Genomic DNA, 24,498 nt, shown 5'->3' with positions numbered 1-24,498 from the left:
GCTGCAAGAAATGTCCACCCCGTACCACCAATTCAAACCCTACAACGTCGGCCGCTGGCTGCTGTGGTCGCTGTACGCGTTGCTGCTCATCGTCGCGCCCATGATGTTCAAGAGCAGCCTGGCGCTGACCATGCTGTCGCAGGCCGGCTACCTGGTCATCATCTGCCTGAGCTACAACATCCTGCTGGGGCAGGGCGGCATGCTGAGTTTCGGCCATGCGGTCTATGCCGGGCTGGGTTCCTTCCTGGCCGTGCATGCGATGAACCTGGCTGCCAAAGGCACGTTCTACATCCCGCTGCCGCTGATCCCGCTGGTGGGCGGCCTGTCGGGCCTGTTCTTCGCCGTGCTGTTCGGCTACGTCACCACCAAGAAGGCTGGCACCACCTTTGCCATGATCACGCTGGGCGTGGGCGAGCTGGTGTTCGCCATGTCGCTGATGTTCCCCGAGTTCTTCGGCGGGGAGGGCGGCATCACCACCAACCGGGCCTACGGCAAGCCGGTGTTCGGCATCAGCTTCGGCCCGCAGATCCAGGTTTATTACCTGATTGCTTTTTACTGCTTCATCTGTACGGCAGCCATGTTCGCCTTTACCCGCACGCCGCTGGGCCGGATTTTGAACGCCGTGCGCGACAACCCCGAGCGTGTGGAGTTCATCGGCTACAACACTCAGCGCGTGCGCTACTACGCCTTCATCTTCGCTGGTTTTTTCGCCGGCATAGGTGGTGGGCTGGCGGCCATCAATTCCGAGATCGTCACCGCCGAAGTCGTGAGCGCCGTGCGCTCGGGCAGCCTGCTGCTGTTCACCTTCCTGGGCGGGGCGACCTTCTTTTTCGGCCCCATCATCGGCGCCGGCCTGCTGGTGCTGGCGCTGATCCTGCTGTCGGAACTGTCCATGGCCTGGCTGCTGTACGTGGGCCTGGTCTTCCTTTTCATGGTGATGTATGCGCCCGGCGGTATCGCCAGCCTGATCATGATGAATTTGCGCATAGCCTCCTTCGGCAGGCTCAGGGAGTTGTGGGTGGGCTACCTGGGCCTGGCCGTGACGGCCTTCGCTGCGCTGGCCGGCGCGGCCGCCATGGTGGAGATGGTCTACCACCTGCAGCTCAACGCGGCGCTGGGCCCGGAGCTCGGCTTCATGGGCGTGCGCCTCAACGCGACCAACCTCAACAGCTGGCTGGGCGCGGGTTTTGTGCTGGCCACCGGGCTAGGCCTGTTCGAGCTCACTCGCCGCCAATTCCTCACGCAATGGGGCCAGATACAAGATGACATTGAAAAAGAAATCAAGCGGAGGGAACTGCTGTGAGCGCCATCACCTGTTCGCTTGAACTCAAAGACCTGCGCAAGAACTTCGGCAAGACCGAAATCATCCGCGGCGCCAACCTGCAGGTGCAGGCCGGTGAGCGCGTCGCCATCATCGGCCCCAACGGCGCCGGCAAGTCGACCTTGTTCAACCTCATCAGCGGCCGCTTTGAGCCCACCAGCGGCGAAGTGTTGCTTAACGGCCAGCGGATCGACGGCAAGAAGCCGTTTGAAATCAACCGCCTGGGTTTGTCGCGCAGCTTCCAGATCACCAACATCTTCCCCAAGCTCAGCGTGTTYGARAACCTGCGCTGCGGYGTGCTKTGGAGCCTRGGCTACAAATACACCTTCTTCCGCTTCCTGGCCGACCTCGACGACGCCAACGAGCGCGCCGAGCAGTTGATGGCCATGATCAAGCTCGACAAAAAACGCGACGTACTGGCCACCAACCTGACCTACGCCGAGCAGCGCGCGCTCGAAATCGGCATCACCATCGCCGGCGGCGCCAACGTCATCCTGCTCGACGAACCCACGGCCGGCATGAGCCGCTCGGAGACCAGCCGCTTCATCAGCCTGATCAAGGAAGTCACCGTGGGCAAGACCCTGCTGACGGTGGAGCACGACATGGGCGTGGTGTTTGGCCTGGCCGACAAGATCGCGGTGGTGGTCTACGGCGAAATCATTGCCTATGACACGCCCGAAGCCGTGCGCGCCGACCAGCGTGTGCAAGAAGCGTATCTCGGCTCGTCCGTCGCCGATGCCCAAGCACATGGAGGTGGCCACTGATGCTGCATATACAAAACCTCCACGCCTTCTACGGCAAAAGCCACGTGCTGCATGGCGTGCATTTCGACGTGCAGCCCGGCCAGATCGTCGCGCTGCTGGGCCGCAACGGCTCGGGGCGCTCCACCACGGCCAAGGCCATCATGGGCCTGGTCGACTGCCAGGGTTCCATCCTCTGGAAAAAGCAGGAGATCGTCGGCAAGAAGGCTTACCAGATCGCCCACCTGGGGATTGGTTATGTGCCCGAAAACCGCGACATCTTCCCCAAGCTCACGGTGCACCAGAACCTGCTGCTGGGCCAGAAGGGCTCCGGCAAGGGCTCGCGCTGGTCGTTTGAAGACATGTACCAGATGTTCCCCAGGCTGCGCGAACGCCAGCACACCGAGGCCGGCGTGCTCTCGGGCGGCGAGCAGCAGATGCTCACGCTGTGCCGCACGCTGATGGGCGACCCCGACCTCATCATCATCGATGAGCCCACCGAGGGCCTGGCGCCCAAGATCGTCGAACTGGTGGGCCAGTATTTGCAGACGCTGAAGGCCAAGGGCATTTCGGTGCTGCTGATCGAGCAGAAGCTGACGATTGCCATGGCGATCTCCGACCGCGCGCTGGTCATGGGCCACGGCAGCATCGTGTTTGACGGCACGCCCGACGGCCTGCGGGCCGACGCCTACATCCGCAAGGAATGGCTCGAGGTGTAAAAAACCGTGTGGATTGCGGTGGGCATGTCACCGCTGGGACAAAAATAGACCAAACAGTCCAACCCGGGACTTGTGCCGTCACAAACGCCCCCTACAATGGAAAAAGAACGGTCGTACTTTTTTGACGGCCGCGCAGGGCTTGCAGGGCTCAACGCCAGCCGAGACAACTGAACAACTGAAACTCCCATCAAGGAAAGAAGCAGCAATGACCACCCTTTACGAAGTTCACGGCAGCGTGGCCGTCATCACCCTGAGCAACCCTCCCGTCAACGGCCTGGGCCATGACACGCGCCTGAGCCTGACCGACAACCTGCAAAAAGCCAATGCCGATGCGGCCGTCAAGGCCATCGTGGTCACCGGCGCCGGCAAGGCTTTCTCGGGTGGTGCCGACATCAAGGAGTTCGGCACGCCCAAGGCACTGTCCGAGCCCAACCTGCTCAGCGTGATCCGCGCGGTCGAGAATTCCGCCAAGCCCGTCGTCGCGGCCATCCATTCGGTCTGCATGGGCGGCGGCCTGGAACTGGCCCTGGGCTGCCACTACCGCATCGCGGCGCCCGGCACCAACATCGCCCTGCCTGAAGTCAAGCTGGGCCTGTTGCCCGGCGCCGGCGGCACGCAGCGCCTGCCGCGCGTGCTCGGCGTGGAGCCAGCCCTGAACATGATCGTGAGTGGTGAACCCGTCAAGAGCGAACTGCTCGCGCAAATCCCCGGCCAGAAGCTGTTCGACAAGCTCGCTGCCTCGCCCGAGTCGCTGGCCCAGGAAGCCCTGGCCTTCGCGCAATCGATTTCCGACACCCGGCCGCTGCCGCTGGTGCGCGAACTGCGCGCCAAGCATCCCAACGGCGACGCCTACTTCCAGTTCGCCCGCAACATGGTCAAGGGCATGGCCAAGAACTTCCCCGCGCCGCTCAAGTGCGTGGACGCCGTGGAAGCCGCAACCAAGCGGAAGTTCGAAGACGGCATGGCCTTTGAACGCGAGCTCTTCATCAACCTGATGTGGACGCCCGAAAGCCGCGCGCTGCGCCACATCTTCATGGCCGAACGCGCCGCCTCCAAGATCCCCGACGTGCCGGAAGACACGCCCAAGCGCGAGATCAATTCGGTCGCCGTGATCGGCGCCGGCACCATGGGTGGCGGCATCGCGATGAACTTCCTGAATGCCGGCATCCCGGTCAAGATCCTCGAGATGAAGCAGGAGGCGCTGGACAAAGGCCTGGGCATCATCCAGAAGAACTACGAAGCCCAGGTCAAGAAGGGCAAGCTCAAGCAGGACAAGTACGAGCAGCGCATGGGCCTGCTCAGCACCACGCTGAGCTACGACGACCTGAAAGACGCCGACCTCGTGATCGAGGCGGTGTTTGAAGAGATGGGCGTCAAGGAAAAAGTCTTTAAAGAACTGGACCGCGTGATGAAGCCGGGCGCCATTCTGGCCTCCAACACCTCCACACTCGACGTCAACAAGATCGCCGACTTTACCAAGCGCCCGCAAGACGTGGTCGGCCTGCATTTCTTCAGCCCCGCCAACGTGATGAAGCTGCTGGAAGTGGTGCGCGGCGCCAAGACCGGCAAGGACGTGCTGGCCACCGTGATGGCCGTGGGCAAGAAGATCAAGAAGACAGCGGTTGTGTCGGGCGTTTGCGACGGCTTTATCGGCAACCGCATGATCGAGCAGTACGGCCGCCAGGGCGGTTTCCTGCTCGACGAAGGCTGCACGCCCGAGCAGGTCGACAAGGCCRTSGAGAAATTCGGCWTKGCCATGGGSCCSTTCCGCATGGGCGACCTGGCCGGCAACGACATYGGCTGGGCCATCCGCAAGCGCCGCTAYWCSGAAAAGCCKGAYATGAAGTACAGCAAAACGGCCGACCTGCTCTGTGAAAAGGGCCGCTTCGGCCAGAAGACCGGTGCCGGCTGGTACGACTACGTGCCCGGCAAGCGCGACGCGATCCCGAACGCCGAGGTCGTCAAGATGATCGAGGACCACCGCAAATCGCTGGGCATCACGCCGCGCAAGATATCCGACGAGGAAATCGTGCAGCGCCTGGTGTTCTCGCTGGTGAATGAAGCCGCGCACATCCTGGAAGAGGGCATCGCCTCCAAGGCCAGCGACATCGACATGGTCTACATCATGGGCTACGGCTTCCCGGTCTACCGCGGCGGCCCCATGTTGTACGCCGACCAGCTCGGCCTCTTCAACGTGGTGCAAAGCATGAACCGCTTCGCCCAGAACCCGCTGGACGATGCCAAATTCTGGAAGCCCGCGCCGCTGCTGGCCAAGCTGGCGGCCGAAGGCAAAACCTTCAACCAGTCCACCTGATCCGCCTAGATCAACGTTCAGACAACGCACCAGATTCCGGAGATTTCCATGACTTCAGCAGTAATCGTTTCCACCGCACGCACCCCCCTGGCCAAAAGCTGGAAGGGCTCCTTCAACATGACGCATGGCGCCACCCTGGGCGGCCACGCCGTCGAGCACGCGCTCAAGCGCGCCGGCATCGAGGCGGCAGAAGTCGATGACGTGATCATCGGCTGCGCCACACCCGAAGGYGCKACCGGCGCCAACATCGCGCGCCARRYCGCSCTKCGCGCCGGYTGCCCCGTCACCGTSTCGGGCATGACGGTCAACCGTTTCTGCTCGTCCGGCCTGCAGACCATCGCCCTGGCGGCCCAGCGCGTGATCGCCGGCGAAGCCGACATCTACGTGGCCGGCGGCGTCGAAAGCATCTCCTGCGTGCAGCAGGAAATGAACACCCATATGCTGCAGGAAAGCTGGCTGGCCAAGAACAAGCCCGAGATCTACTGGAACATGCTGCAGACCGCCGAGCAGGTCGCCAAGCGCTACAACATCTCGCGCGACCGCATGGACGAATACGGCGCGCTGAGCCAGCAAAAAGCCACGGCCGCGCTGGCCGCCGGCTTGTTTGAAGCCGAAATCGCGCCCATCACCGTGACGGCCGGTGTGGCCGACAAAATCATGGGCCTGACCACCAAGCAGGTCACCGTCAGCAAGGACGAGGGCATTCGCGAAGGCACGACCAAGGAAGGCATCAGCGGCATCAAGCCGGCCATTCCCGGCGGTGTGATCGCGGCCGGCAATGCCAGCCAGTTCTCCGACGGCGGCGGTGCCGTGGTCGTCATGAACGAAACCCTCGCCGAAAAGAAGGGCCTCAAGCCCCTGGGCCGCTTCCTCGGCTTTGCCGTCGCCGGTTGTGAACCCGACGAGATGGGTATTGGCCCGGTCTTCGCCATTCCAAAGGTGCTGGCCAAGCTGGGCCTGAAGATCAGCGACATCGACCTGTGGGAACTCAACGAAGCCTTCGCCGTGCAGGTGCTGTACTGCGCCGACAAGCTGGGCATCCCGATGGACAAGCTCAACGTCAATGGCGGCGCGATTGCCGTCGGCCACCCTTACGGCGTGACCGGCCAGCGCCTGACCGGCCACGCGCTGATCGAAGGCAAGCGCCGCGGCGCCAAGCGCGTCTGCGTGACCATGTGCATCGGCGGCGGCATGGGCGCGGCCGGCGTTTACGAAGTCCTTTAAACCGGGCGAACACCATGAATGAAACCCTGCTCCTTCAGAAAGGGCAGGCGTTTCCTGCCTTGCCGCCCGCCCTTGCGCCGGGGAGGCCGTCATGAGCCTCAGGCCCACCCTCGACTTCCTGCTTTACCACTGGCTGGACGCCGAGTCGCTGAACCAGCGCCCGCGCTTCGCCGACCATTCGCGCGAGACCTTTGATGCGGTCTTCGACACCTGCGAGCGCATCGCGCGCGAGAAATACGCGCCTTTCAACCGCACGGTGGACATGCAGGAGCCGCATTTCGACGGCGAAAAAGTCATACTCCCGCAAGCCACACACGACGCGCAGAAAGCCTATGCCGAATCCGGCATGCTCAGCGCCGCACAGGACTATGACGTCGGTGGCATGCAGCTGCCCTATACCGTGGAAGCGGCGGCCAATGCCTTCTTCGCGATGGCTTCGGTCAGCATAGGCTCGGGCCTGTTGACCACCGGCAACGCCAACCTGCTGATGGTGCATGGCACCGAGCTGCAAAAGGAAGTTTTCGCCAAGAATGAGTTCTCGGGCCGCTTCTCGGGCACCATGTGTCTGTCCGAGCCGCAGGCCGGCTCCTCGCTGAGCGACGTGACCACGCGGGCCGTGCCCGACGGTGAGGGCTTTGAGGCCGATCCGCTGGGTGCGCGTTACCGCCTCAAGGGCAACAAGATGTGGATTTCGGCCGGCGAGCACGAGCTCACCGACAACATCATCCACCTGGTGCTGGCCAAAATACCGGGGCCGGACGGCAAACTGATCGCCGGCACACGCGGCATTTCGCTGTTCATCGTGCCCAAGAAGATGGTCGATACCCGAGGTGAACTCACCGGCGTGCGCAACGACGTGGCGCTGGCGGGCCTGAACCACAAGCTGGGCTGGCGCGGCACCACCAACACGCTGCTCAACTTCGGCGAAGGCAAGTATCCGGTGGACGGCCGGGCCGGCGCCGTCGGCTACCTGGTGGGTAAGCCGCATGAAGGCCTGCGCTGCATGTTCCACATGATGAACGAGGCGCGCATAGGCGTGGGCACGGCTGCGACCATGCTGGGCATGGCGGGTTATTACGCCAGCCTTGATTACGCCAAAAACCGGCCGCAGGGCCGGCCGGTGGGTGTGGGCGGCAAGGACGCCTCCCAGCCGCAGATCCGCATCATCGAACACGCCGACGTCAAGCGCATGCTGCTGGCGCAAAAAGCCTATTGCGAAGGCGCGCTGGCGCTGGAGCTGTACTGCGCGCGCCTGGTCGACGAACACCACACGGCCGGCGGCCAGGCCGCCGACGACGCGCGCCTGCTGCTCGAGGTGCTGACGCCGATCGCCAAAAGCTGGCCCAGCGAATGGTGCCTGGAGGCCAATTCCCTGGCCATCCAGGTGCACGGCGGCTACGGCTACACGCGCGACTTCCCGGTGGAGCAGTACTGGCGCGACAACCGCCTGAACATGATCCACGAGGGCACGCACGGCATCCAGGCCATGGACCTGCTGGGCCGCAAGGTGCTRATGGAAGGGGGCAGGGGGCTGCAGCTGCTGGCCGGACGCATCAACGCCACGATTGAAAAAGCCATACAGCGGCCCGAACTCGCGGTGCACGCGAATGCGCTGGGCAAGGCGCTGCAGCACGTGGGCAGCGCCACCAAGGCGGCCTGGGCCACCGGCGAGCCGGGCGAGGCCCTGGCCAATGCGGTACCCTATATGCAGGCCTTCGGCCACACCGTGCTGGCGTGGCTGTGGCTGGACGTGGCGCTGGCCAGCCTTTCCTTACCGCAGGATGCACCGCGCACGGGAAGAATGGGGGCCATGCGCTACTTTTATCATTACGAATTACCGAAGATCGACGCCTGGCTCAAGGTGGTTGAAAACCGCGACCTGACCTGCGCCGACCTGCCCGAGGAGGCTTTTTAATGGCATTTTTCAAACCGTCCGCCGACCCTGTTTCCAACAAGAACGTGGCGCGCCTGCAGGCCCTGATCTGGGTGCTGATCTACGGCGGGCTGCTGACGCTGGTGCTGGGCCTGTCGGTCGAACGCGTGGACGACGCCATCGGCTGGTCCATGGTGGTCGCCGGCGGGGTCGTCGCGGCGGTGGGTTTTGTGCTGATCTACGTGCGTTCGCGCATCAACGTGGGGCCCTGAGCGGCGCCCAAAGCCAAGTCGCCGCCATGACAGCAGGGACTGCGACGGCCTCGATGTTGTGCCAATATGGCGAAGTCCAACGCAAGTGAAAACATCGCAGCCGCGGCTGCCTGACACCAACCTCATTTCAACATCATCATCCACGCCCGGCATAAAAGGGCGATGCATGAACAACACTCCAGGAGACCCTCCATGACCCGTACCATCCAGCAACTGTTCGACCTCAAAGGCAAGACCGCCCTCGTGACCGGCGGCTCGCGCGGCCTGGGCCTGCAACTGGCCCAGGCGCTGGGCGAAGCCGGCGCCAAGGTCATCCTGAGCTCGCGCAAGGCTGAAGACCTCATCGAGTCCGCCGCTGAACTGAAAGCCGCCGGCATTGACGTCGACTGGATTGCCGCCGACTGCTCGAAAGAAGAAGACATCCGCGCGCTGGCCGACGAGGCCATCAAGCGCCTGGGCCACGTCGACATCCTGGTCAACAACGCCGGCGCCGCCTGGGGCGCGCCCGCCGAAGACCACCCGGTCGAAGCCTGGGACAAGGTCATGAACCTCAACATCCGCGGTTACTTCATCCTGAGCCAGCACATCGCCAAGCACAGCATGATCGCGCGCAAGTCCGGCCGCATCATCAACGTGGCCTCCATCGCCGGCCTGGGCGGCAACCCGCGCGAGATGACCACCGTGGCCTACAACACCTCCAAGGGCGCCGTCGTCAACTTCACGCGCGCGCTGGGCTGCGAATGGGGCAAGTACAACATCACCGTCAACGCCATCTGCCCAGGCTTTTTCCCGAGCAAGATGACCGTGGGCACGCTGAAAGCGCTGGGCGAGGAAAAACTCGCCTCGCACGCGCCGCTGGGCCGCCTGGGCGATGACGAGGACCTGAAAGGCCTGTGCGTGCTTTACGCCTCGGACGCCGGCAAACACATCACGGGCCAGTGGCTGGCGGTGGACGGCGGCGTGTCCGTCGTCACTGGCGGCTGAACAAAATGGGCTGGGAGGAAGTCATGGACTTCGGCGCCGACATCCCCTTTGTCAATCACCTGGGCTTTGAGCTCGAGTTGTTCACGGGCGGCGCTTCGGCCATAGGCTATGCGCCCAAAGCCGAGCACCTCAACTCTTTCGCCGTGACGCACGGCGGCGCCATCATGACGCTGCTGGACGTGACCATGGCCACGGCCGCGCGCAGCGTGCAGAAAGACATGGGCGTGGTCACCATCGAGATGAAAACCAGCTTCATGCGTCCGGCGCCCGGCGACGGCAGCCGGCTGACGGCCAGGGGCCGGCTCATGCACCGCACGGCCACCATGGCCTTTACCGAGGCCACGCTTTACGATGTGCTGGGCCAGGCCTGCGCGCATTCGACCGGAACTTTCAAGTACGTCAAACGCAAGCCCGCGGCCGATAAACCGGATTCCTCCGGTGGCGCGATTTCCACGGACTGATATCCGCAGTCATGCCGCAGCCGCGGCACCCAATACACAACAGGAGACCCCCATGCCYATCAATCAGCAAATCCWCCTCGACAACCGTCCCACCGGCGAGGCCAGCGCGAGCAACTTCATGCTGGTCTCCAGCGACACGCCGCCCCTGCAGGACGGCCAGGTGCTGGTGCGCCACCACTACCTGAGCCTGGACCCGTATATGCGCGGCCGCATGAACGACACCAAAAGTTATGCCGCACCGCAGCCGCTGGGCCAGGTAATGATTGGCGGCACGGCCGGCGAGGTGGTCGAAAGCCGCTCGCCCAAATTCCAGCCCGGCGACAAGGTCGTCGGCATGGGCGGCTGGCAGCAGTACAGCGTGGTCAGCGCCGACCAGCCCGGYGCGCTGCGCAAGGTCGACACCACCCACGTGCCGCTGTCGCATTACCTGGGCGCGGTCGGTATGCCCGGCGTGACCGCCTGGTACGGCCTGGTCAAAATCATCGAACCCAAAGCCGGCCAGACCATGGTGATCAGTGCCGCCACCGGCGCCGTGGGCAGCGCCTTTGCCGCACTGTCGAAAGCCCGCGGCTGCCGCACCGTGGGCATCGCGGGCGGACCCGACAAATGCAAATATGCCGTTGATGAACTCGGCTTTGACGCCTGCATAGACTACAAGCTGCACGCCGATGCGGCCTCGCTGTCCAAGGCCTTGCGCGATGCCTGCCCCGACGGCATCGACGGCTATTTCGAGAATGTCGGCGGCATGGTGCTGGACGCCGTGCTGCCGCGCATGAACGCCTTCGGCCGCATCGCGCTGTGCGGCATGATCGCCGGCTACGACGGCCGGCCCATGCCGCTGGCCTACCCGGCATTGATCCTGACCGCCCGCCTCAAGCTGCAAGGTTTTATCGTGGCCGAGCACATGGAAGTCTGGCCCGAAGCGCTCAAGGAACTCGGTACGCTGGTGGGCACCGGCAAGCTGCGCCCGCGCGAAACCGTGGCGCAAGGGATTGAATCGGCCCCCGAGGCCTTTCTTGGATTGCTCAAAGGTAAAAACTTCGGCAAGCAGATCGTCAAGCTCATCTAGATATGTGGCCCCCACGGTCGCGCACTGCGTGTAGCCTGCGGCGTCTTCCTGCCCCTTTCATGACGAGAGGGGTCGCTGCGCCTGCGGTCTGGCAAAGCCAGTCCCGCGGCCCCGGCTGGCATGAAGAGTCGCTACGTTCACGCACCGTGATCGAACCAGGCTGTGGAAAGGAAAGTGATGAACCCCACCCATGAAGTCTTCAACCAGCCCGCGCCGCTGGCTGACTACAACCTGTTCGAGACCAACCGGCCGCTGCGCGATGCGCTGAAGTTCAACGCGCCCGCGCTGGACACCACAGCGCTGAGGCAGCTCGGCGCCACCTTGGGCAGCAGCGCGATGCAGACCCATGCGCGCCTGGCCAATGTGCACGGGCCGGTGTTGCACAGCCACGACCGCTTCGGCCGGCGTGTGGACCAGGTGGAGTTTCACCCGAGTTATCACGAGCTCATGAAGCTCGCGACGGGCGCGGGCCTGCATGGTTCGCCCTGGAGTGATGAAGACGCCAGCCCGCATGCCAGGCGCGCCGCCGGCTTCATGCTCTTCACCGAACTCGAACCGTCCACCCTGTGCCCCATCTCCATGAGCTACGCGGCCACACCCGCGCTGCGCGGCAACACGGCCATCTACGCCGACTGGGCTCCCAGGCTGGCCAGCCGCGCCTACGACCCTGAACTCAAGCTGTGGCAGGCCAAGGCCGGCCTCACCATGGGCATGGGCATGACSGARAAGCAGGGCGGCTCCGAYGTGCGGGCCAACACCACGCGGGCAGAGCCCGCGGGCCTCGACGGCTGGGGCGAGCGTTATGCCATCACCGGCCACAAATGGTTTTTCTCGGCGCCCATGTGCGACGCCTTCCTGGTGCTGGCCCAGACGCAAAGCGGACTGAGCTGCTTTTTCCTGCCGCGCGTGCTGCCCGACGGCGGCCTCAACGCCATCCGCATCCAGCGCCTCAAGGACAAGCTCGGCAACAAGGCCAACGCAAGCTCCGAGGTGGAGTTCGAAGGCGCGCAGGCCTGGCTGGTCGGCGGCGAGGGCCGCGGCATCCCGCAAATCCTCGAGATGGGCACCATGACGCGGCTGGACTGCGCGCTGGGCACCAGCGGCCTGATGCGCCAGGCGCTGTCCCTGGCGCTGAACCACACCTCGCAGCGCAAGGCCTTCGGCAAGCTGCTGGTGGACCAGCCGCTGATGCGCAACGTGCTGGCCGACCTGGCGCTGGAATCCGAAGCCGCCACGGCGCTGGCAATACGCCTGGCCCGCGCCTTCGACCGCCCGGGCGACGCGCACGAGGCCGCGATGGCGCGCCTGCTGACACCGGTCGCCAAGTTCTGGATCTGCAAACGCGGCAGCCACTTCGCGCAGGAGGCCATGGAATGCCTGGGCGGCAACGGCTATGTGGAGGAGGGCGGCGAAGGCATCATGGCCCGCGTCTACCGCGAGATGCCGCTCAACTCCATCTGGGAAGGCGCGGGCAACATCATGGCGCTCGATTTGCTGCGCGCCCTGCGCAAGGCCGACGCCGTGGCCGCGCTGGCGCAGGAGCTGTCCGCCGCCAAAGGCGCGCACCCGGCGCTGGACAAGCTGGCCGCGGCGCTGCCGACGCGCATCGAAGAGATAGCGACTGAAATCGAGGCACGCCGCCTSGCGCAGGACGTGGCGCTGGCCGTGCAGGCCGCGTTGCTGTTGCAGACGGCGCCCGCGGCCGTTTTTGCCGCCTTTTGTGATTCGCGCCTGGCCGGCAACTGGGGCCAGTCCTTCGGCACACTGGGCGCGGGCACGGATTTCGWCGCCATCATCGCCCGGGCCATGCCCCGCTGAATCAACCCAAACATCCTGGAGACACCCATGAGCGAGCTGATTCTTCACCACTATCCCTCGTCGCCCTTCGCCGAAAAAACACGGCTGATGCTGGGCTACAAAAACCTGGCCTGGAAGTCCGTCATCATCCCGATGATCATGCCCAAGCCCGACGTGGTGGCGCTCACGGGCGGCTACCGCAAGACGCCCATCCTGCAAATCGGCGCCGACATTTATTGCGACACCGCGATGATCAGCGATGTGCTCGAGCATTTGCAGCCCATGCCCAGCGTCTACCCCGAGCCCAGCAAGGGCCTGGCGCGCACGCTCGCGCACTGGGCCGACAACACGCTGTTCTGGACCTCCATGGCCTTCAACACCCAGCCCAAAGGCGCGGCGCAGATTTTTGAAAAAGCGCCGCCCGAAGCCGCGCGCGCTTTCGGCGAAGACCGCAAGGCCATGAGCTTCGGCATGCCGCGCCTGCGCTCCAGCGACGCCGCGGCCGCCTACAAGTCCTACCTGCGGCGCATCTCCGACATGCTGGACGACAGGCCTTTTGTGCTGGGCGACGTGCCCTGCATCGCCGATTTTGCGATGTACCACCCGCTGTGGTTCACGCGCACGCAAACCCCGGTGCTCGCGGGCATCCTCAAGCTCACGCCCGCCGTGCTCGACTGGATGGACCGCATGGCGGCCATAGGCCACGGCAGTTCTGAAAAATCCAGTTCCGGCGACGCCATCGCGGCCGCCGCCGCTGCCACCCCCGCGCCGCTGCACGACGACCTGTTCCAGGACGAACACGGCATCCCGCTCGGCACGCTGGTGCGTATCAGCAGCGAAAGCTTCGGCCCCGAGCCCACAGAAGGCGAGCTGATCGCCGCCACCCGCATGCACTACACGCTGCGCCGCAATGATCCGCGCGCCGGCACGGTGCACGTGCATTTCCCGCGCATAGGCTATTCGCTGAAAGCCGCCACCCCCGAATGACCGGCATCATCACCTGGCGTTTTCTGCCCTTCAGCGCGCTGGACACGCTGGAGCTTTACGAACTGCTGCAGCTGCGCAGCGAGGTCTTTGTGCTCGAACAGGCTTGCGCCTTCCAGGACCTGGACGGCGCCGACACCGAGGCCATGCATCTGCTGGGCGTGCGGGACGGCCGGCTGGCCGCTTATGCGCGCTGTTTTGCCGCCGGCGCCAAGTTTGCCGAGGCCAGCATAGGCCGCGTTGTCACCCACGCCTCGGCGCGCGGCGGCGGAATCGGCCATGTGCTGATGAAAGAGGCGATTGAGCGCCTGCAGGCGCACTGGGGCCCGCAAGCCATACGCATAGGCGCGCAGGCGCGGCTGGAGAAGTTCTACCAGCAGCACGGCTTTGTGAAAAACGGCGAGCCCTATATCGAAGACCGCATACCGCACATTGAAATGCTGCGAGGTGCCTGATTGGCCTGAGTTGCCTGCGTGACACGCGCAGGGACCTGTCTCATGGACAATTTTCGTATTCAAGACATCAAGGAAGACACGCAATGATCACCGACTTCAAAGGCAAAACGGCAGTGCTGACCGGCGCGGGCTCCGGCTTCGGCCTGGAATGCGCACGCCTGGGCGCCAAGCTCGGCATGAACCTGGTGCTGGCCGACGTGCAGCAGGATGCACTGGACAAGGCCGAAGCGGAAATGAAGGCCGCAGGCGCCCAGGTGCTGTCCTTCAAGCTCGACGTTTCCAGCGCCGCGCAAATGGAAGCCATGGGCAAAGCCGTGTTCGAGCGCTTCGGCGCGCCGCACTTCGTCTTCAACAACGCCGGCGTGGGCGCAGGCGGCCTGATCTGGGAAAACAGCCTCAAGGACTGGGAATGGGTGATGGGCGTCAACGTCATGGGCGTGGTGCACGGCGTGCGCATCTTCACGCCCATGATGCTGGAAGCCGCCGCCAAGGACCCGGCCTGGCAAGGCCACATCGTCAACACCGCCAGCATGGCCGGCCTGCTGAACCCACCCAATATGGGCGTCTACAACGTCAGCAAGCATGCCGTGGTTTCCTTGAGCGAAACTCTGTACCAGGACCTGGGCCTCGTCACCGACCAGGTCGGCGCCTCGGTCCTGTGTCCCTTCTTTGTGGCCACCGGCATAGGCATGAGCCACCGCAACCGCCCGGCCGAGCTGGCCAGCGATAAGCCCACCAAAAGCCAGATGATCCAGCAGGCCATGACGGGCAAGGCCGTGGGCTCCGGCAAGGTCACCGCCGCCGACGTGGCAAAGCTGGTCTTCGACGCCATCGCAAACAACCAGTTCTACATCTACAGCCATCCCAAGGCCATCAACTCGGTGCAAACGCGCCTYGAGGACGTGCTACAGGCGCGCAACCCGACCGATCCGTTTGCCGACAAACCCGAGATCGGCCAACAGCTGAAAGCCGCGCTGCGCGGCGCCTGATGCGGCGTATCTGCCTGGCTCTGGCCAGCCTGCTGCTAGCAGGTTTGCCCTGGGCCGTTTCAGCGCAGCAGGCGACCTGCCCTGACGGTAAAAAGGCCGACGGCGTGGAGCGGGCAGGGGACAGCCGGCATTGCCTGGTGATACGCACCTTGGCGCCCGCGCAGGCCTCGGCCCGCGTCACGCCCAAGGTGCTGCTCGTCTTCCTGCACGGCGACAACGGCGGGCGCACGGAGTTGAAGACCGACAGCGGCGCGGCCGCCATGCTCGCGGAAAAAATTCAGGCCGTCACCGTGGCCATGCAACGGCCCGGCTATCGCAGCGACCTCGGTACGTCGGACGGCCAGTCCAGCCCCGGCGACGACGATTACACGCCGCAAAACGTGGACATCGCCGCAGCGGCCCTGGGCCAGTTGCGCGGCCTGAACCCCGGCAAAAAGATCCTGCTGGTTGGCCATTCGGGTGGTGCGGCCATGGCGGCCTTGCTGGCCGGCCGTTTTCCGAGCAGCGCCGACGCCTACCTGCTTGCCGCCTGCCCCTGTGACGTGCCCGCGTGGCGGCAATGGCGCGGCAGCTCGGCCGGCAAGAAGGGCGCCTGGACCAGCCTCTCGCCGCTGGCCGAGGCAGGAAAGGTACCGTCCGGCACGCTGCTCAGCCTGGTGGTCGGCAACAAGGATGAAAACACCTTGCCCCTGTTCAGCGAAAGCTACGCCAGGGCCCTGCAGGCCCGCGGCCTCAAGACCCGCGTGACCTATGCCATGAACGCCACCCATGTGTCGGTGCTGCGCTCGCCGGAATTCTTCATGCTGGCGGGTGAATTGGCGGACGCGCTGTCGAAATAGCGCGCCTGGGCTATTCTTGGTCCTCGTTCACTGACGGCCGACACCATGCCCAAATCCTTGCCTTCTTTTTTCGCCGCCACGCTGGCGGCCTGCACCTTGCTGCTCGCTGGCTGCAATGACGCCCCCGACACCGCCGCGCAAAAGGCTGCAGCAACAGCCGCACCCATCTCGGTGGAAGCCATCGCGGCCGAGGCCAAAGGGTTTACCGTCGGCTCGCAGATGAGCCGGCGCACCGTTTACGTCTTCTTCGACGCGCAGTGCCCGCATTGCGCCGTGCTGTGGGAGGCCGCCAAGCCACTCAAGTCCCAGGCCAAGTTTGTCTGGATTCCCGTCGGCATCCTCAACGCCGCCAGCACCGCGCAAGGCGCGACCCTGCTGGCCTCCGGCGACCCCGTGGCCGCCATGGACGAGCATGAGGCTTCCATGAAAGCAGGGCGAGGCGGCATCAGCGCGGCCAGCAGCATAGACCCGCAAAAAGACGCCGTCGCCAAAAACACCGCGCTCATGACCCGCCTGGGCTTCAGCGGCATCCCCAGCATCGTCGGCACCCATGCGCAGACCGGCGCGGTGGTGTCGCAGGAAGGCGCCTTGCCGACGGCCGCGCTGGCGGAACTGCTGGGTTTGCAGGTGTCGGCGCAGTAGGCCTAGAACAGCACCCGGCTGCGAATCGTCCCTGGTACTTCTGCCAGTTTGGCCAGTGCCATGTCGGAGTGCGCGGCGTCGATGTCGATCACGACGTAGCCGACGGCTTCGTTGGTCTGCAGGTACTGCGAGGCGATGTTGATGCCGTTGCCGGCGAACACCTTGTTGATTTCCGAGAGCACGCCGGGCACGTTGCGGTGGATGTGCAGCAGGCGGTGTTTGCCGGGGTGGGCGGGGAGGGCGACTTCGGGGAAGTTGACGGAGGACGTCGAGGTGCCGTTGTCACTGTATTTCACGAGTTTTTCGGCGACCTCGATGCCGATGTTTTCCTGGGCCTCCATGGTGGAGCCGCCCACATGCGGTGTGAGGATCACATTGTCCAGGCCGCGCAGGGGAGATTCGAAGATGTCCTTGTTGCTGCGTGGCTCCACGGGGAAGACGTCGATGGCGGCGCCCAGCAGTTTTTTGTTTTTCAGGGCCTGGGCCAGCGGCTCGATCTCGACCACGGTGCCGCGCGAGGCGTTGATCAGCACGCCGCCGGGCTTGATGGCGGCGATCTCGGCCGCGCCCATCATCCACTGCGTGGCCTGGGTTTCGGGCACGTGCAGGCTCACCACGTCGGACTGGGCCAGCAGGTCCTTGAGCTGGGCCACCTGCCGGGCATTGCCCAGCGGCAGCTTGGTCACCACGTCGAAGAACACGACGTGCATGCCCAGCGCCTCGGCCAGCACCGAGAGCTGCGTGCCGATGGAGCCGTAGCCGACGATGCCCAGGGTCTTGCCGCGGATCTCATAGGCGTTCTCTGCCGACTTGAGCCAGCCGCCGCGGTGCGCGACCGCACTTTTTTCAGGCACGCCGCGCAGCAGCAAAATCGCCTCGGCCAGCACCAGTTCGGCCACCGAACGTGTGTTGGAAAACGGTGCATTGAAGACCGCGATGCCGCGTTCGCGCGCTGCGACCAGGTCGACCTGGTTGGTGCCTATGCAAAAGCAGCCGACGGCGGCGAGCTTGCCGGCCTGGGCGAACACCTCGGCCGTGAGCTGGGTGCGCGAGCGTATGCCGACAAAATGCACGTCGGCGATCTTGGCCTTGAGCTCCTCGTCGGGCAGGGCGCCGGACAGGCTTTCAATGTTGGAATAACCCGCGGCCTTGAGAACTTCCACGGCGGAGGGGTGTATGCCCTCGAGCAGCAGGAATTTGATTTTGTGCTTGTCGACCGAGGTTTTGTTCATGGAGGCAGGCAAGATGGTGAGTAAAGGGCCAGCCAGTATGACGCATGCCAAATACCCATACCGGCACACGGTTTGGGCAGTCAGGCTAGCGCAACACGTTCAGCCCGGCTCACACAGCACCGCATCGCCCACCCGTAGCGGGCCGCCCTGCAGCACGCGCGCCGTCAGCCCGCCATGGCCGCGCATGGCGTTGTACCCGCCGGCGCCAAGCACTTCCTCCATGCGAGAGCAAGGCTCGCAGGGGCCGGTGATCTCCAGCACCACGGCGCCTATGCGCAGCACCATGGGCTGGTCCTTGAACAGCGATTTGGCCGCCAGCAGGTTCAGGCCGGCCACCACGAGGTTGCGGCGAAGGTCCGCGGCATCCACCGCTTCCCGCCGGGCCAGGGAAGCCAGCACGGGAAGGTGTTCGGCCTGCACCAAGGTGACCTGGCGTTTGCCGCCCTGCGCACCAGTGGCGTAGCGGTCGCCTTCCAGGCCGCGGCCCGTGATCGCCAGCGCGCTTTCCACGGCGAGCACTGGAACACGTCGATCAGGCCGCAGGAAAATTCGCTCCAGCCGGCCCGCATGCGGGAACGCGCGAGTCAACGCGCGCAGGTCCGCGGAGCCTGTTGTCACTCGAGTACTCGGCCGGTGGATGGGTAGTTGCGCGACAGCACCTGTTCATCGGTGAGGTCCTGGCCCTGCCAGATCGTGACCTCCGAGGCGCCGGCGCCCAGGGCCATTTCGTGCAAAGCCCGTATCTCTATCTGCGTAAAGCCGCCGGCCGGTTCGCCCTGGGGATGAACGACCATGCGGGGCAATGCGGCGAAGACATAGCTCTTGGGCAGCTTCTTCACAAAGGCCTTGAGCAGTTGCTGGCCCCGGGTGAAGTCGGACACCAGCGAACGCGGGTGGCTGAAAGGGTTGAGCACCTCAGCCGACTTGCTGGACTTGTAAGGCGCCGCCTCGTCGCCTGCGCCCAGCACCTTGGGCTTAGGCCCGCGCGAGACAGCGATCTCGGGCACTTCGGAGATGAACTCACCCGTCTTGACGTTACGCACCGTCAGGCGAAACGGCGAGAGACGTATGTACAGAGGAGGTTTGAAGAGGTCGAACATGGTGCGAAAAATTTCAGTGGGCTTGAATTTTCATCATGACAGCGCGGCTTTGAGCGCCGCCAGCAGCCTGGCGCCCGCCAGCTTGACCCGGCCCTTCAAGCGGCGCGCCACTCGCCAGGCCCAGGAGGCCCTGGCCTGCGCGATGACCTTGTCTTTCCAGGCTTTCCAGGGTGTGTAAAGCCGGGCGAACCAGGCCATGCGCATCAGCGCCGGTTGCGTGAGCTGGAACAGGCGGGCTGCCATGGCCGTTCCCGCCAGTTTCGCAGCAAGAATCAAGCCCAGGCCTGTGGTGATGTGGCCCTGGCCGAAGAGGTAAAGCGCCAGCAACTTGAGGGGGATCAGCGCGAGCACGGGAACGCCGAAGGCCAGCAGCGCAGCCCAGGGCGGCAGGCGGGTGATGAAGCGTTCCAGCCGCGCCCACCACGGCAGCCGGCCCAGCGCCGCGAAAGCGGCGGCCAGTGGCTCCCAACCCCATTCCTCGAACAGCAGGAACAGCGCGACGGATGCCAGCAGCAATCCCCGGAGTATTTTTTTGAGCCTGTTCATGCGGCTTTCATTTCATGTGGGGTAGGCGCGGCTCCAGCCCAGCAGCAATGCGCCGGCTGCCACGACCCATGCCAGCGTGGCGGCGGCCAGCGTCACCGTCAGCGAGGCGCGGATACTGAGCCAGTAGACCGTGAGCAGATAGGCCGCATAAGGAAGCAGCGACCACAGGCCGAACAGCGCGGTGGCGCGCAGGTCGGCGGCATGGCGTTCGCTGCCCACGATGTAATGGGCGATCAGCGCGAAGGTGGGGAACAGCGGCACCAGGCCCGCGATGACAAAGTTGCGCGATCGGGACAACAGGGCGATCAGCAGCACGGCCAGCGCGCCCAGCAGGCATTTGAGGAACAAGGACATCATGCGCGAAGAGGGCGCGCGGGGCGGAAGTAGGGCATGCKCCACAGTTTAGCGAACGGTGGCAGGGCCTAGGATTCCTTGCGCATGGCAAGAACCCGCTCATCCGACAGGCCCGGCACCCCCACAAAACCCAGGCGTTCGTAAATGGCCAGCGCCGGGTCGTTGTCGCGGTAGACACGCAAGGTGAAGGCGCTTGCGCCGGTGGCGCGCGCGGCTTCGGCCATCAGCAACTCGCACAGCGTGGTGCCCAGGCCCTGGCCGCGCGCTTGCGGGGCCAGGATGATGCGGGCCAGGTGCGCCGCCCCGGGATCGCGCACCCAGAACTGCCCGAACCCCAGCGCCGGCGCCGTCGGGCCGCGGCTCATCACAAAGCTGTGGGCGCCTGGCTCGGCCAGCAATTGCGCGAGCCGTGCCGGCTTGAACGGATATTTCAGCCTGGGGCCGGCCCAGCGCAGGCAGGTGTCGGCATCCTTGACCCAGCCGCCCAGCGCCAGGTAGTCGGCGGCCTCAGGCGGGCGCAGGCCCGGCGGCGAAGAAGAAGAGGGCGCGGGCGAGGATTCCATTGCGCCATTGTGCGGCAGGCCTGCCGGACCTGGTCACAAAGTCTTCAGGCGGGGCATTGCAGGCTCACGGCCTGCAGGGTCTTGCCGGTCTTGGGGTCAAACACCACGAGGTTGACCTGGCGTTCATGGCCGGGCGTGGCGGCGATGCTGCGGAAGCTGAGCTTTTGTGGCGAGGCGCCCTCGCTTTTGTAGTCGCCTGCCTGGGTGTACTGGCGCACCACGAAGTCGTGCTTGAGGAAGGCGCCGGTGTTTTCGCCGGCCTGCACTTTGGAGTTGTGGCCGTGTTCGGTGACGGTCCAGTAGGCCGACCATGAAGGCGACAGCTGGCGCGCGGCCACCGGCGTCACCACGGCTTCAAACTGGTCGGCGCCCAGCCGCGTCAGCACGATGGCCGCGCGCGCCGGCTCCTTGCCGCCGGGCGGCCTGGGCCCCCAGGCGGGCAGATCCTGGCCATTGAGCACTGCCTGCGGGGTATAGACGCTGCGCAGCTTGTTGCGCTCGGCGACTTCGTGCTGGCGTTTGGTGTAGGCCGGCGCGGCAAAGCGGTCGACCCAGCCGATGTAGTCCCAATAACCGACGTGAAAGGCCTGCACCACCATGCCCGAACCCTTGAGCGAGGACGCCCATTTGTCGGCGGGCGGGCAGGAACTGCAGCCCTCGGAGGTGTAGAGCTCTATCACCGGCGTGACGGTCGGTCCCGATGCAGTGGTGCAGGCGTCTTGCGCCGTGAAGGCGCCGCAACTCACGGACAGCAAGGTGAGGGCCGTGATCGAATGGATCGAATGGATACGTGGGTTTGAACGGGTTGGCATGGGCATCTCCAGGGGCATTGAACAGGCGCCGCACCCGAAAAGTGCGGCCGCCTGCTGGTGGCCATTGGTCGCGCGATGCCGGGGTTTCTTACACCAGCGGCATGGTCAGGTGGTCTTTTTGCGAGCTGCCCATGCCGTTGCGGCGCTCAAGCTGGTCTTCCAGCTGGCCCACATGGGCCGCCACGCTGTTGTCGATTTGCTCGAGCCGCGCCAGCAAGGCCTGTTGCTGCTGGGCGAAACGTTCGGCCAGCACGGTGGCCGCGGCGGCTTCGCGGTGCTGCGCGGCCAGCGCCTGGACTTCCAGGTAGCTGCGCAGTTCGGTGAAGCGCGAGGCTTCGGCCTTGTCGGCGAGTTCACGCTGGGTGTTGAGCTCGCGCGAGTACTTGCGGGTTTCCAGCAGGTGGGTGCTTTGCATGTAGAGCGTGGTGGCCAGGAAGACCACGGTGGCGATTACCAGCAGCAGCAACATCAGCAGGCCCAGCGAGACCTGCACGGTGGTAAAGCCCAGGCTCAGCATGCTCACGCGCGTGAACTCGTCCAGATTGAGGGCCACCAGGCCCGACAGCAGCAGGATGCCCACCACCAGCAATATCGTGCGAATTCTCATGTCCGTCTCCCCTTGAATAAATGTAAGAAATTGCTTTTCAGCCGCTACCCATTATTCGAAGGGATGTCCCGTTTTGCCTGTGGGACAATGCCGACCCTTGGCGTCAGTTTGTGGGTTCGCGAAACCCCGCGCCCTGGCCGCTCATTCCTGTTTCATTCTTTCCAGCTTTTCAGCCCTTTTTCCCGACATGCAAAAAATCATCCGCCAGATCGCGGCAGAAATCAAAGTCCAGGAACACCAGATCAAGACGGCCGTGGAGCTGCTCGACGGCGGCGCCACCGTTCCCTTTATCGCGCGCTACCGCAAGGAGGCCACCGGCGGGCTGGACGACATCCAGCTGCGCGAACTCGAATACCGGCTCGGCTACCTGCGCGAGCTCGAAGAGCGCCGCGAGGCGGTGCTCAAAAGCATCGAGGAGCAGGGCAAGCTCACGCCCGAGCTGCGCGCGGCGGTCGAATTCGCCGCCACCAAGCAGGACCTGGAAGACTTGTACCTGCCCTTCAAGCCCAAGCGCCGCACCAAGGGCCAGATCGCGCGCGAGGCCGGCATCGAGCCGCTCGCCGACAAGCTGTTCGCCGACCCGTCGCTGGTGCCGGCCGACGAGGCCGCGGCCTTTGTGAAGGCCGAGAAGAACGAAAGCGGCGACGACTTCACCACTGTGCAGGCCGTGCTGGACGGCGTGCGCGACATCCTCAGCGAGCGCTGGGCCGAAGATGCGGGCCTGGTGCAGTCGCTGCGCAACTGGCTGTGGAGCGAAGGGCTGTTCAGCTCCAAACTGGTCACCGGCAAGGACGAGAACAACACAGACAACAGCAAGTTCCGCGACTACTTCGACTATGACGAACCTATCGGCCGCGTGCCTTCGCACCGTGCACTGGCCGTGTTCCGCGGCCGCGGCCTGGAAATCCTGGACGCCAAGCTGCTGCTGCCCGAGCTAGCCGAGCCAGGCAAACCGAGCATCGCCGAAGGCAAGATCGCGCTGCACCTGGGCTGGAGCCACAAGGCGCGCCCGGCCGACGACTTGATCCGCAAGGCCGTGGCCTGGACCTGGCGCGTCAAGCTCAGCCTTTCGCTGGAGCGCGACCTCTTCACCCGCCTGCGYGAAGASGCCGAGAAGGTSGCGATCAAGGTGTTTGCCGACAACCTGCGCGACCTGYTGCTGGCRGCGCCCGCCGGCCCGCGCGTSGTGATGGGMCTGGACCCSGGCATWCGCACCGGCGTCAAGGTGGCGGTAGTCGACGCCACCGGCAAGCTGGTGGAGACCTCCACCGTCTTCCCGCACGAGCCGCGCAAGGACTGGGACGGCTCGCTGCATACCCTGGCCAAGCTCTGCGAAAAGCACGGCGTGAACCTGATCGCCATCGGCAACGGCACGGCCAGCCGCGAAACCGACAAGCTCGCCGCCGACCTGATCAAGGGCATGGCCAAGGTTGAGCAGGTGATCGACAAGGTGGTGGTCAGCGAGGCCGGCGCCTCGGTGTATTCGGCCAGCGAATTCGCCTCGCAGGAAATGCCCGACGTGGACGTGAGCCTGCGCGGCGCAGCCAGCATCGCGCGCCGCCTGCAGGATCCGCTCGCCGAACTCGTGAAGATAGATCCCAAGTCCATCGGGGTGGGCCAGTACCAGCACGACGTGAACCAGAGCGACCTGGCGCGCAGCCTGGACACCGTGGTCGAGGATTGCGTGAACAGTGTGGGCGTGGACCTGAACACCGCCAGCGTACCGCTGCTGGCGCGCGTCTCGGGCCTGTCGCAGACCGTCGCCAAGTCGGTGGTGCGCTGGCGCGAWGCCAAYGGCGCTTTCGGCTCGCGCGCCGATTTGCTCAAGGTGACCGGCCTGGGTGCCAAGACCTTTGAGCAAAGCGCGGGCTTTTTGCGCCTGCGCAGCGGCAGCAACCCGCTGGACATGACGGGCGTGCACCCCGAAACCTACCCGGTCGTTGAAAAAATCATGGCCCACACCGGCAAGCCGGTGGCTGAGCTCATGGGCCGCGCCGAGATGCTCAAGACCCTGAAGCCCGAGCTGTTCGCCAACGAGCAGTTCGGCGTGATCACGGTCAAAGACATCATTACCGAGCTCGAAAAACCCGGCCGCGACCCGCGCCCCGACTTCAAGGTGGCGCGCTTCAACGAGGGCGTGGAAGACATCAAGGACCTGAAAGAGGGCATGACGCTGGAAGGAACGGTCAGCAACGTCGCGGCCTTCGGCGCTTTTGTCGACATCGGCGTGCACCAGGACGGCCTGGTCCATGTGAGCCAGCTCGCCAACAAGTTCGTCAACGACGCGCGCGAAGTCGTCAAGACCGGCGACATCGTGAAAGTGCGCGTGACCGAGGTCGACGTGGCGCGCAAGCGCATCGGCCTGACCATGAAGCTGGACGCCGCGCCGGCGCGCCGTGACGGCCCGCGCGACAACCGCTTTGAAAGCGCACGGCCGCCCGGCGGGCAGAACCGTGGCGGAAATTATGGCGGCGGGCGCACCGGCGCACCGCAACCGGCGGCTGCCACGGCCATGGAGTCAGCCTTCAGCAAACTGGCGGCGCTCAAGAAGTAAGCGGGGAGGGCGCGGCGGTCCCATAAAGGACAGCCTCGCGCCTTGCC

The 24,498-nt window shown here is 64.9% G+C and carries 25 protein-coding genes; 17 read left to right on the top strand and 8 right to left on the bottom strand.

What is annotated here, in order from left to right; all coding sequences use genetic code 11:
• Positions 1–10: 10 nt before the first annotated feature.
• From AC1D1Y_RS03885 to AC1D1Y_RS03810, 16 genes are all read left to right on the top strand, one after another.
• Entirely contained in the window at positions 11–1,303 is a 1,293-nt protein-coding gene (locus AC1D1Y_RS03885) for a branched-chain amino acid ABC transporter permease (RefSeq protein ID WP_477681189.1), read from the top strand.
• Positions 1,300–2,085 carry an ABC transporter ATP-binding protein gene (locus AC1D1Y_RS03880; protein ID WP_477681188.1) on the top strand — a complete coding sequence of 262 codons (786 nt, stop codon included), beginning with the start codon at positions 1,300–1,302 and terminating at the stop codon, positions 2,083–2,085. The genes AC1D1Y_RS03885 and AC1D1Y_RS03880 overlap by 4 nt, the downstream gene beginning before the upstream one ends.
• Positions 2,085–2,780: an ABC transporter ATP-binding protein gene (locus AC1D1Y_RS03875; RefSeq protein ID WP_477681187.1), complete on the top strand. Its 696-nt coding sequence runs from the start codon at positions 2,085–2,087 to the stop codon at positions 2,778–2,780. The genes AC1D1Y_RS03880 and AC1D1Y_RS03875 overlap by 1 nt, the downstream gene beginning before the upstream one ends.
• Positions 2,781–2,985: 205 nt before the next feature.
• On the top strand, positions 2,986–5,094 hold the full coding sequence (locus AC1D1Y_RS03870; RefSeq protein ID WP_477681186.1) for a 3-hydroxyacyl-CoA dehydrogenase NAD-binding domain-containing protein: 2,109 nt from the start codon (positions 2,986–2,988) through the stop codon (positions 5,092–5,094).
• 48 nt (positions 5,095–5,142) lie between these two features.
• Complete coding sequence (locus AC1D1Y_RS03865) at positions 5,143–6,318, top strand: acetyl-CoA C-acyltransferase (RefSeq protein WP_477681185.1); 1,176 nt, start codon at positions 5,143–5,145, stop codon at positions 6,316–6,318.
• A gap of 91 nt (positions 6,319–6,409) precedes the next feature.
• A complete protein-coding gene (locus AC1D1Y_RS03860; protein WP_477681184.1) occupies positions 6,410–8,233 on the top strand; it encodes an acyl-CoA dehydrogenase in 1,824 nt (607 codons plus the stop codon).
• Complete coding sequence (locus AC1D1Y_RS03855) at positions 8,233–8,463, top strand: hypothetical protein (protein ID WP_477681183.1); 231 nt, start codon at positions 8,233–8,235, stop codon at positions 8,461–8,463. Before AC1D1Y_RS03860 ends, AC1D1Y_RS03855 begins: the two co-directional genes overlap by 1 nt.
• A gap of 192 nt (positions 8,464–8,655) precedes the next feature.
• Positions 8,656–9,447, top strand: a complete 792-nt coding sequence (locus tag AC1D1Y_RS03850; RefSeq protein ID WP_074574258.1) for an SDR family oxidoreductase — start codon at positions 8,656–8,658, stop codon at positions 9,445–9,447.
• Positions 9,448–9,452: 5 nt separating this feature from the next.
• A complete protein-coding gene (locus AC1D1Y_RS03845; RefSeq protein ID WP_477681182.1) occupies positions 9,453–9,908 on the top strand; it encodes a PaaI family thioesterase in 456 nt (151 codons plus the stop codon).
• Positions 9,909–9,960: 52 nt separating this feature from the next.
• The gene (locus AC1D1Y_RS03840) at positions 9,961–10,977 is read left to right on the top strand and encodes an NADP-dependent oxidoreductase (protein ID WP_477681181.1); all 1,017 of its coding nucleotides are present in this window, start codon (positions 9,961–9,963) and stop codon (positions 10,975–10,977) included.
• A gap of 177 nt (positions 10,978–11,154) precedes the next feature.
• Positions 11,155–12,795, top strand: coding sequence for an isovaleryl-CoA dehydrogenase (locus tag AC1D1Y_RS03835; RefSeq protein WP_477681180.1), 1,641 nt, complete (start codon positions 11,155–11,157; stop codon positions 12,793–12,795).
• A 27-nt stretch (positions 12,796–12,822) separates the two neighbouring features.
• A complete protein-coding gene (locus AC1D1Y_RS03830; protein ID WP_477681179.1) occupies positions 12,823–13,761 on the top strand; it encodes a glutathione S-transferase family protein in 939 nt (312 codons plus the stop codon).
• Positions 13,758–14,213 (top strand): GNAT family N-acetyltransferase, encoded by a 456-nt coding sequence (locus tag AC1D1Y_RS03825; RefSeq protein WP_477681178.1) that lies wholly within the window; start codon positions 13,758–13,760, stop codon positions 14,211–14,213. Before AC1D1Y_RS03830 ends, AC1D1Y_RS03825 begins: the two co-directional genes overlap by 4 nt.
• 83 nt (positions 14,214–14,296) lie before the next feature.
• A complete protein-coding gene (locus AC1D1Y_RS03820; protein WP_477681177.1) occupies positions 14,297–15,202 on the top strand; it encodes an SDR family oxidoreductase in 906 nt (301 codons plus the stop codon).
• Positions 15,202–16,041, top strand: coding sequence for an alpha/beta fold hydrolase (locus AC1D1Y_RS03815; RefSeq protein ID WP_477681176.1), 840 nt, complete (start codon positions 15,202–15,204; stop codon positions 16,039–16,041). The genes AC1D1Y_RS03820 and AC1D1Y_RS03815 overlap by 1 nt, the downstream gene beginning before the upstream one ends.
• 45 nt (positions 16,042–16,086) lie before the next feature.
• Complete coding sequence (locus AC1D1Y_RS03810) at positions 16,087–16,683, top strand: DsbC family protein (protein ID WP_477681175.1); 597 nt, start codon at positions 16,087–16,089, stop codon at positions 16,681–16,683.
• A 2-nt stretch (positions 16,684–16,685) separates the two neighbouring features.
• On the opposite strand, the gene serA is transcribed toward AC1D1Y_RS03810, so the two are convergent.
• From serA to AC1D1Y_RS03770, 8 genes are all read right to left on the bottom strand, one after another.
• Entirely contained in the window at positions 16,686–17,915 is a 1,230-nt protein-coding gene (gene serA / locus AC1D1Y_RS03805; RefSeq protein WP_477681174.1) for a phosphoglycerate dehydrogenase, read from the bottom strand.
• 99 nt (positions 17,916–18,014) lie between these two features.
• Positions 18,015–18,533 (bottom strand): MOSC domain-containing protein, encoded by a 519-nt coding sequence (locus AC1D1Y_RS03800; protein ID WP_477681173.1) that lies wholly within the window; start codon positions 18,531–18,533, stop codon positions 18,015–18,017.
• On the bottom strand, positions 18,530–19,015 hold the full coding sequence (locus tag AC1D1Y_RS03795) for a rod shape-determining protein (protein WP_477651856.1): 486 nt from the start codon (positions 19,013–19,015) through the stop codon (positions 18,530–18,532). The genes AC1D1Y_RS03800 and AC1D1Y_RS03795 overlap by 4 nt, the downstream gene beginning before the upstream one ends.
• A gap of 33 nt (positions 19,016–19,048) precedes the next feature.
• Positions 19,049–19,561 carry a hypothetical protein gene (locus tag AC1D1Y_RS03790; RefSeq protein ID WP_477651855.1) on the bottom strand — a complete coding sequence of 171 codons (513 nt, stop codon included), beginning with the start codon at positions 19,559–19,561 and terminating at the stop codon, positions 19,049–19,051.
• Between the two features lie 12 nt (positions 19,562–19,573).
• Complete coding sequence (locus AC1D1Y_RS03785) at positions 19,574–19,918, bottom strand: GlpM family protein (RefSeq protein WP_477675413.1); 345 nt, start codon at positions 19,916–19,918, stop codon at positions 19,574–19,576.
• A gap of 65 nt (positions 19,919–19,983) precedes the next feature.
• Entirely contained in the window at positions 19,984–20,478 is a 495-nt protein-coding gene (locus AC1D1Y_RS03780) for a GNAT family N-acetyltransferase (protein ID WP_477681172.1), read from the bottom strand.
• Positions 20,479–20,522: 44 nt separating this feature from the next.
• Positions 20,523–21,290 carry a DUF1223 domain-containing protein gene (locus AC1D1Y_RS03775; protein WP_477681171.1) on the bottom strand — a complete coding sequence of 256 codons (768 nt, stop codon included), beginning with the start codon at positions 21,288–21,290 and terminating at the stop codon, positions 20,523–20,525.
• A gap of 88 nt (positions 21,291–21,378) precedes the next feature.
• Positions 21,379–21,897 carry a hypothetical protein gene (locus AC1D1Y_RS03770; RefSeq protein WP_477681170.1) on the bottom strand — a complete coding sequence of 173 codons (519 nt, stop codon included), beginning with the start codon at positions 21,895–21,897 and terminating at the stop codon, positions 21,379–21,381.
• 187 nt (positions 21,898–22,084) lie between these two features.
• On the opposite strand from AC1D1Y_RS03770, the gene AC1D1Y_RS03765 reads away from it, so the two are divergent.
• Positions 22,085–24,451, top strand: a complete 2,367-nt coding sequence (locus AC1D1Y_RS03765; protein ID WP_477681169.1) for a Tex family protein — start codon at positions 22,085–22,087, stop codon at positions 24,449–24,451.
• The last annotated feature ends 47 nt before the right edge of the window (positions 24,452–24,498 follow it).

It is taken from the genome of Polaromonas sp. P1_G1, from assembly GCF_056405595.1.
The sequence above is the reverse complement of the archived record's forward strand: the minus strand, read 5'-3'. Positions and strand labels throughout refer to the sequence as shown.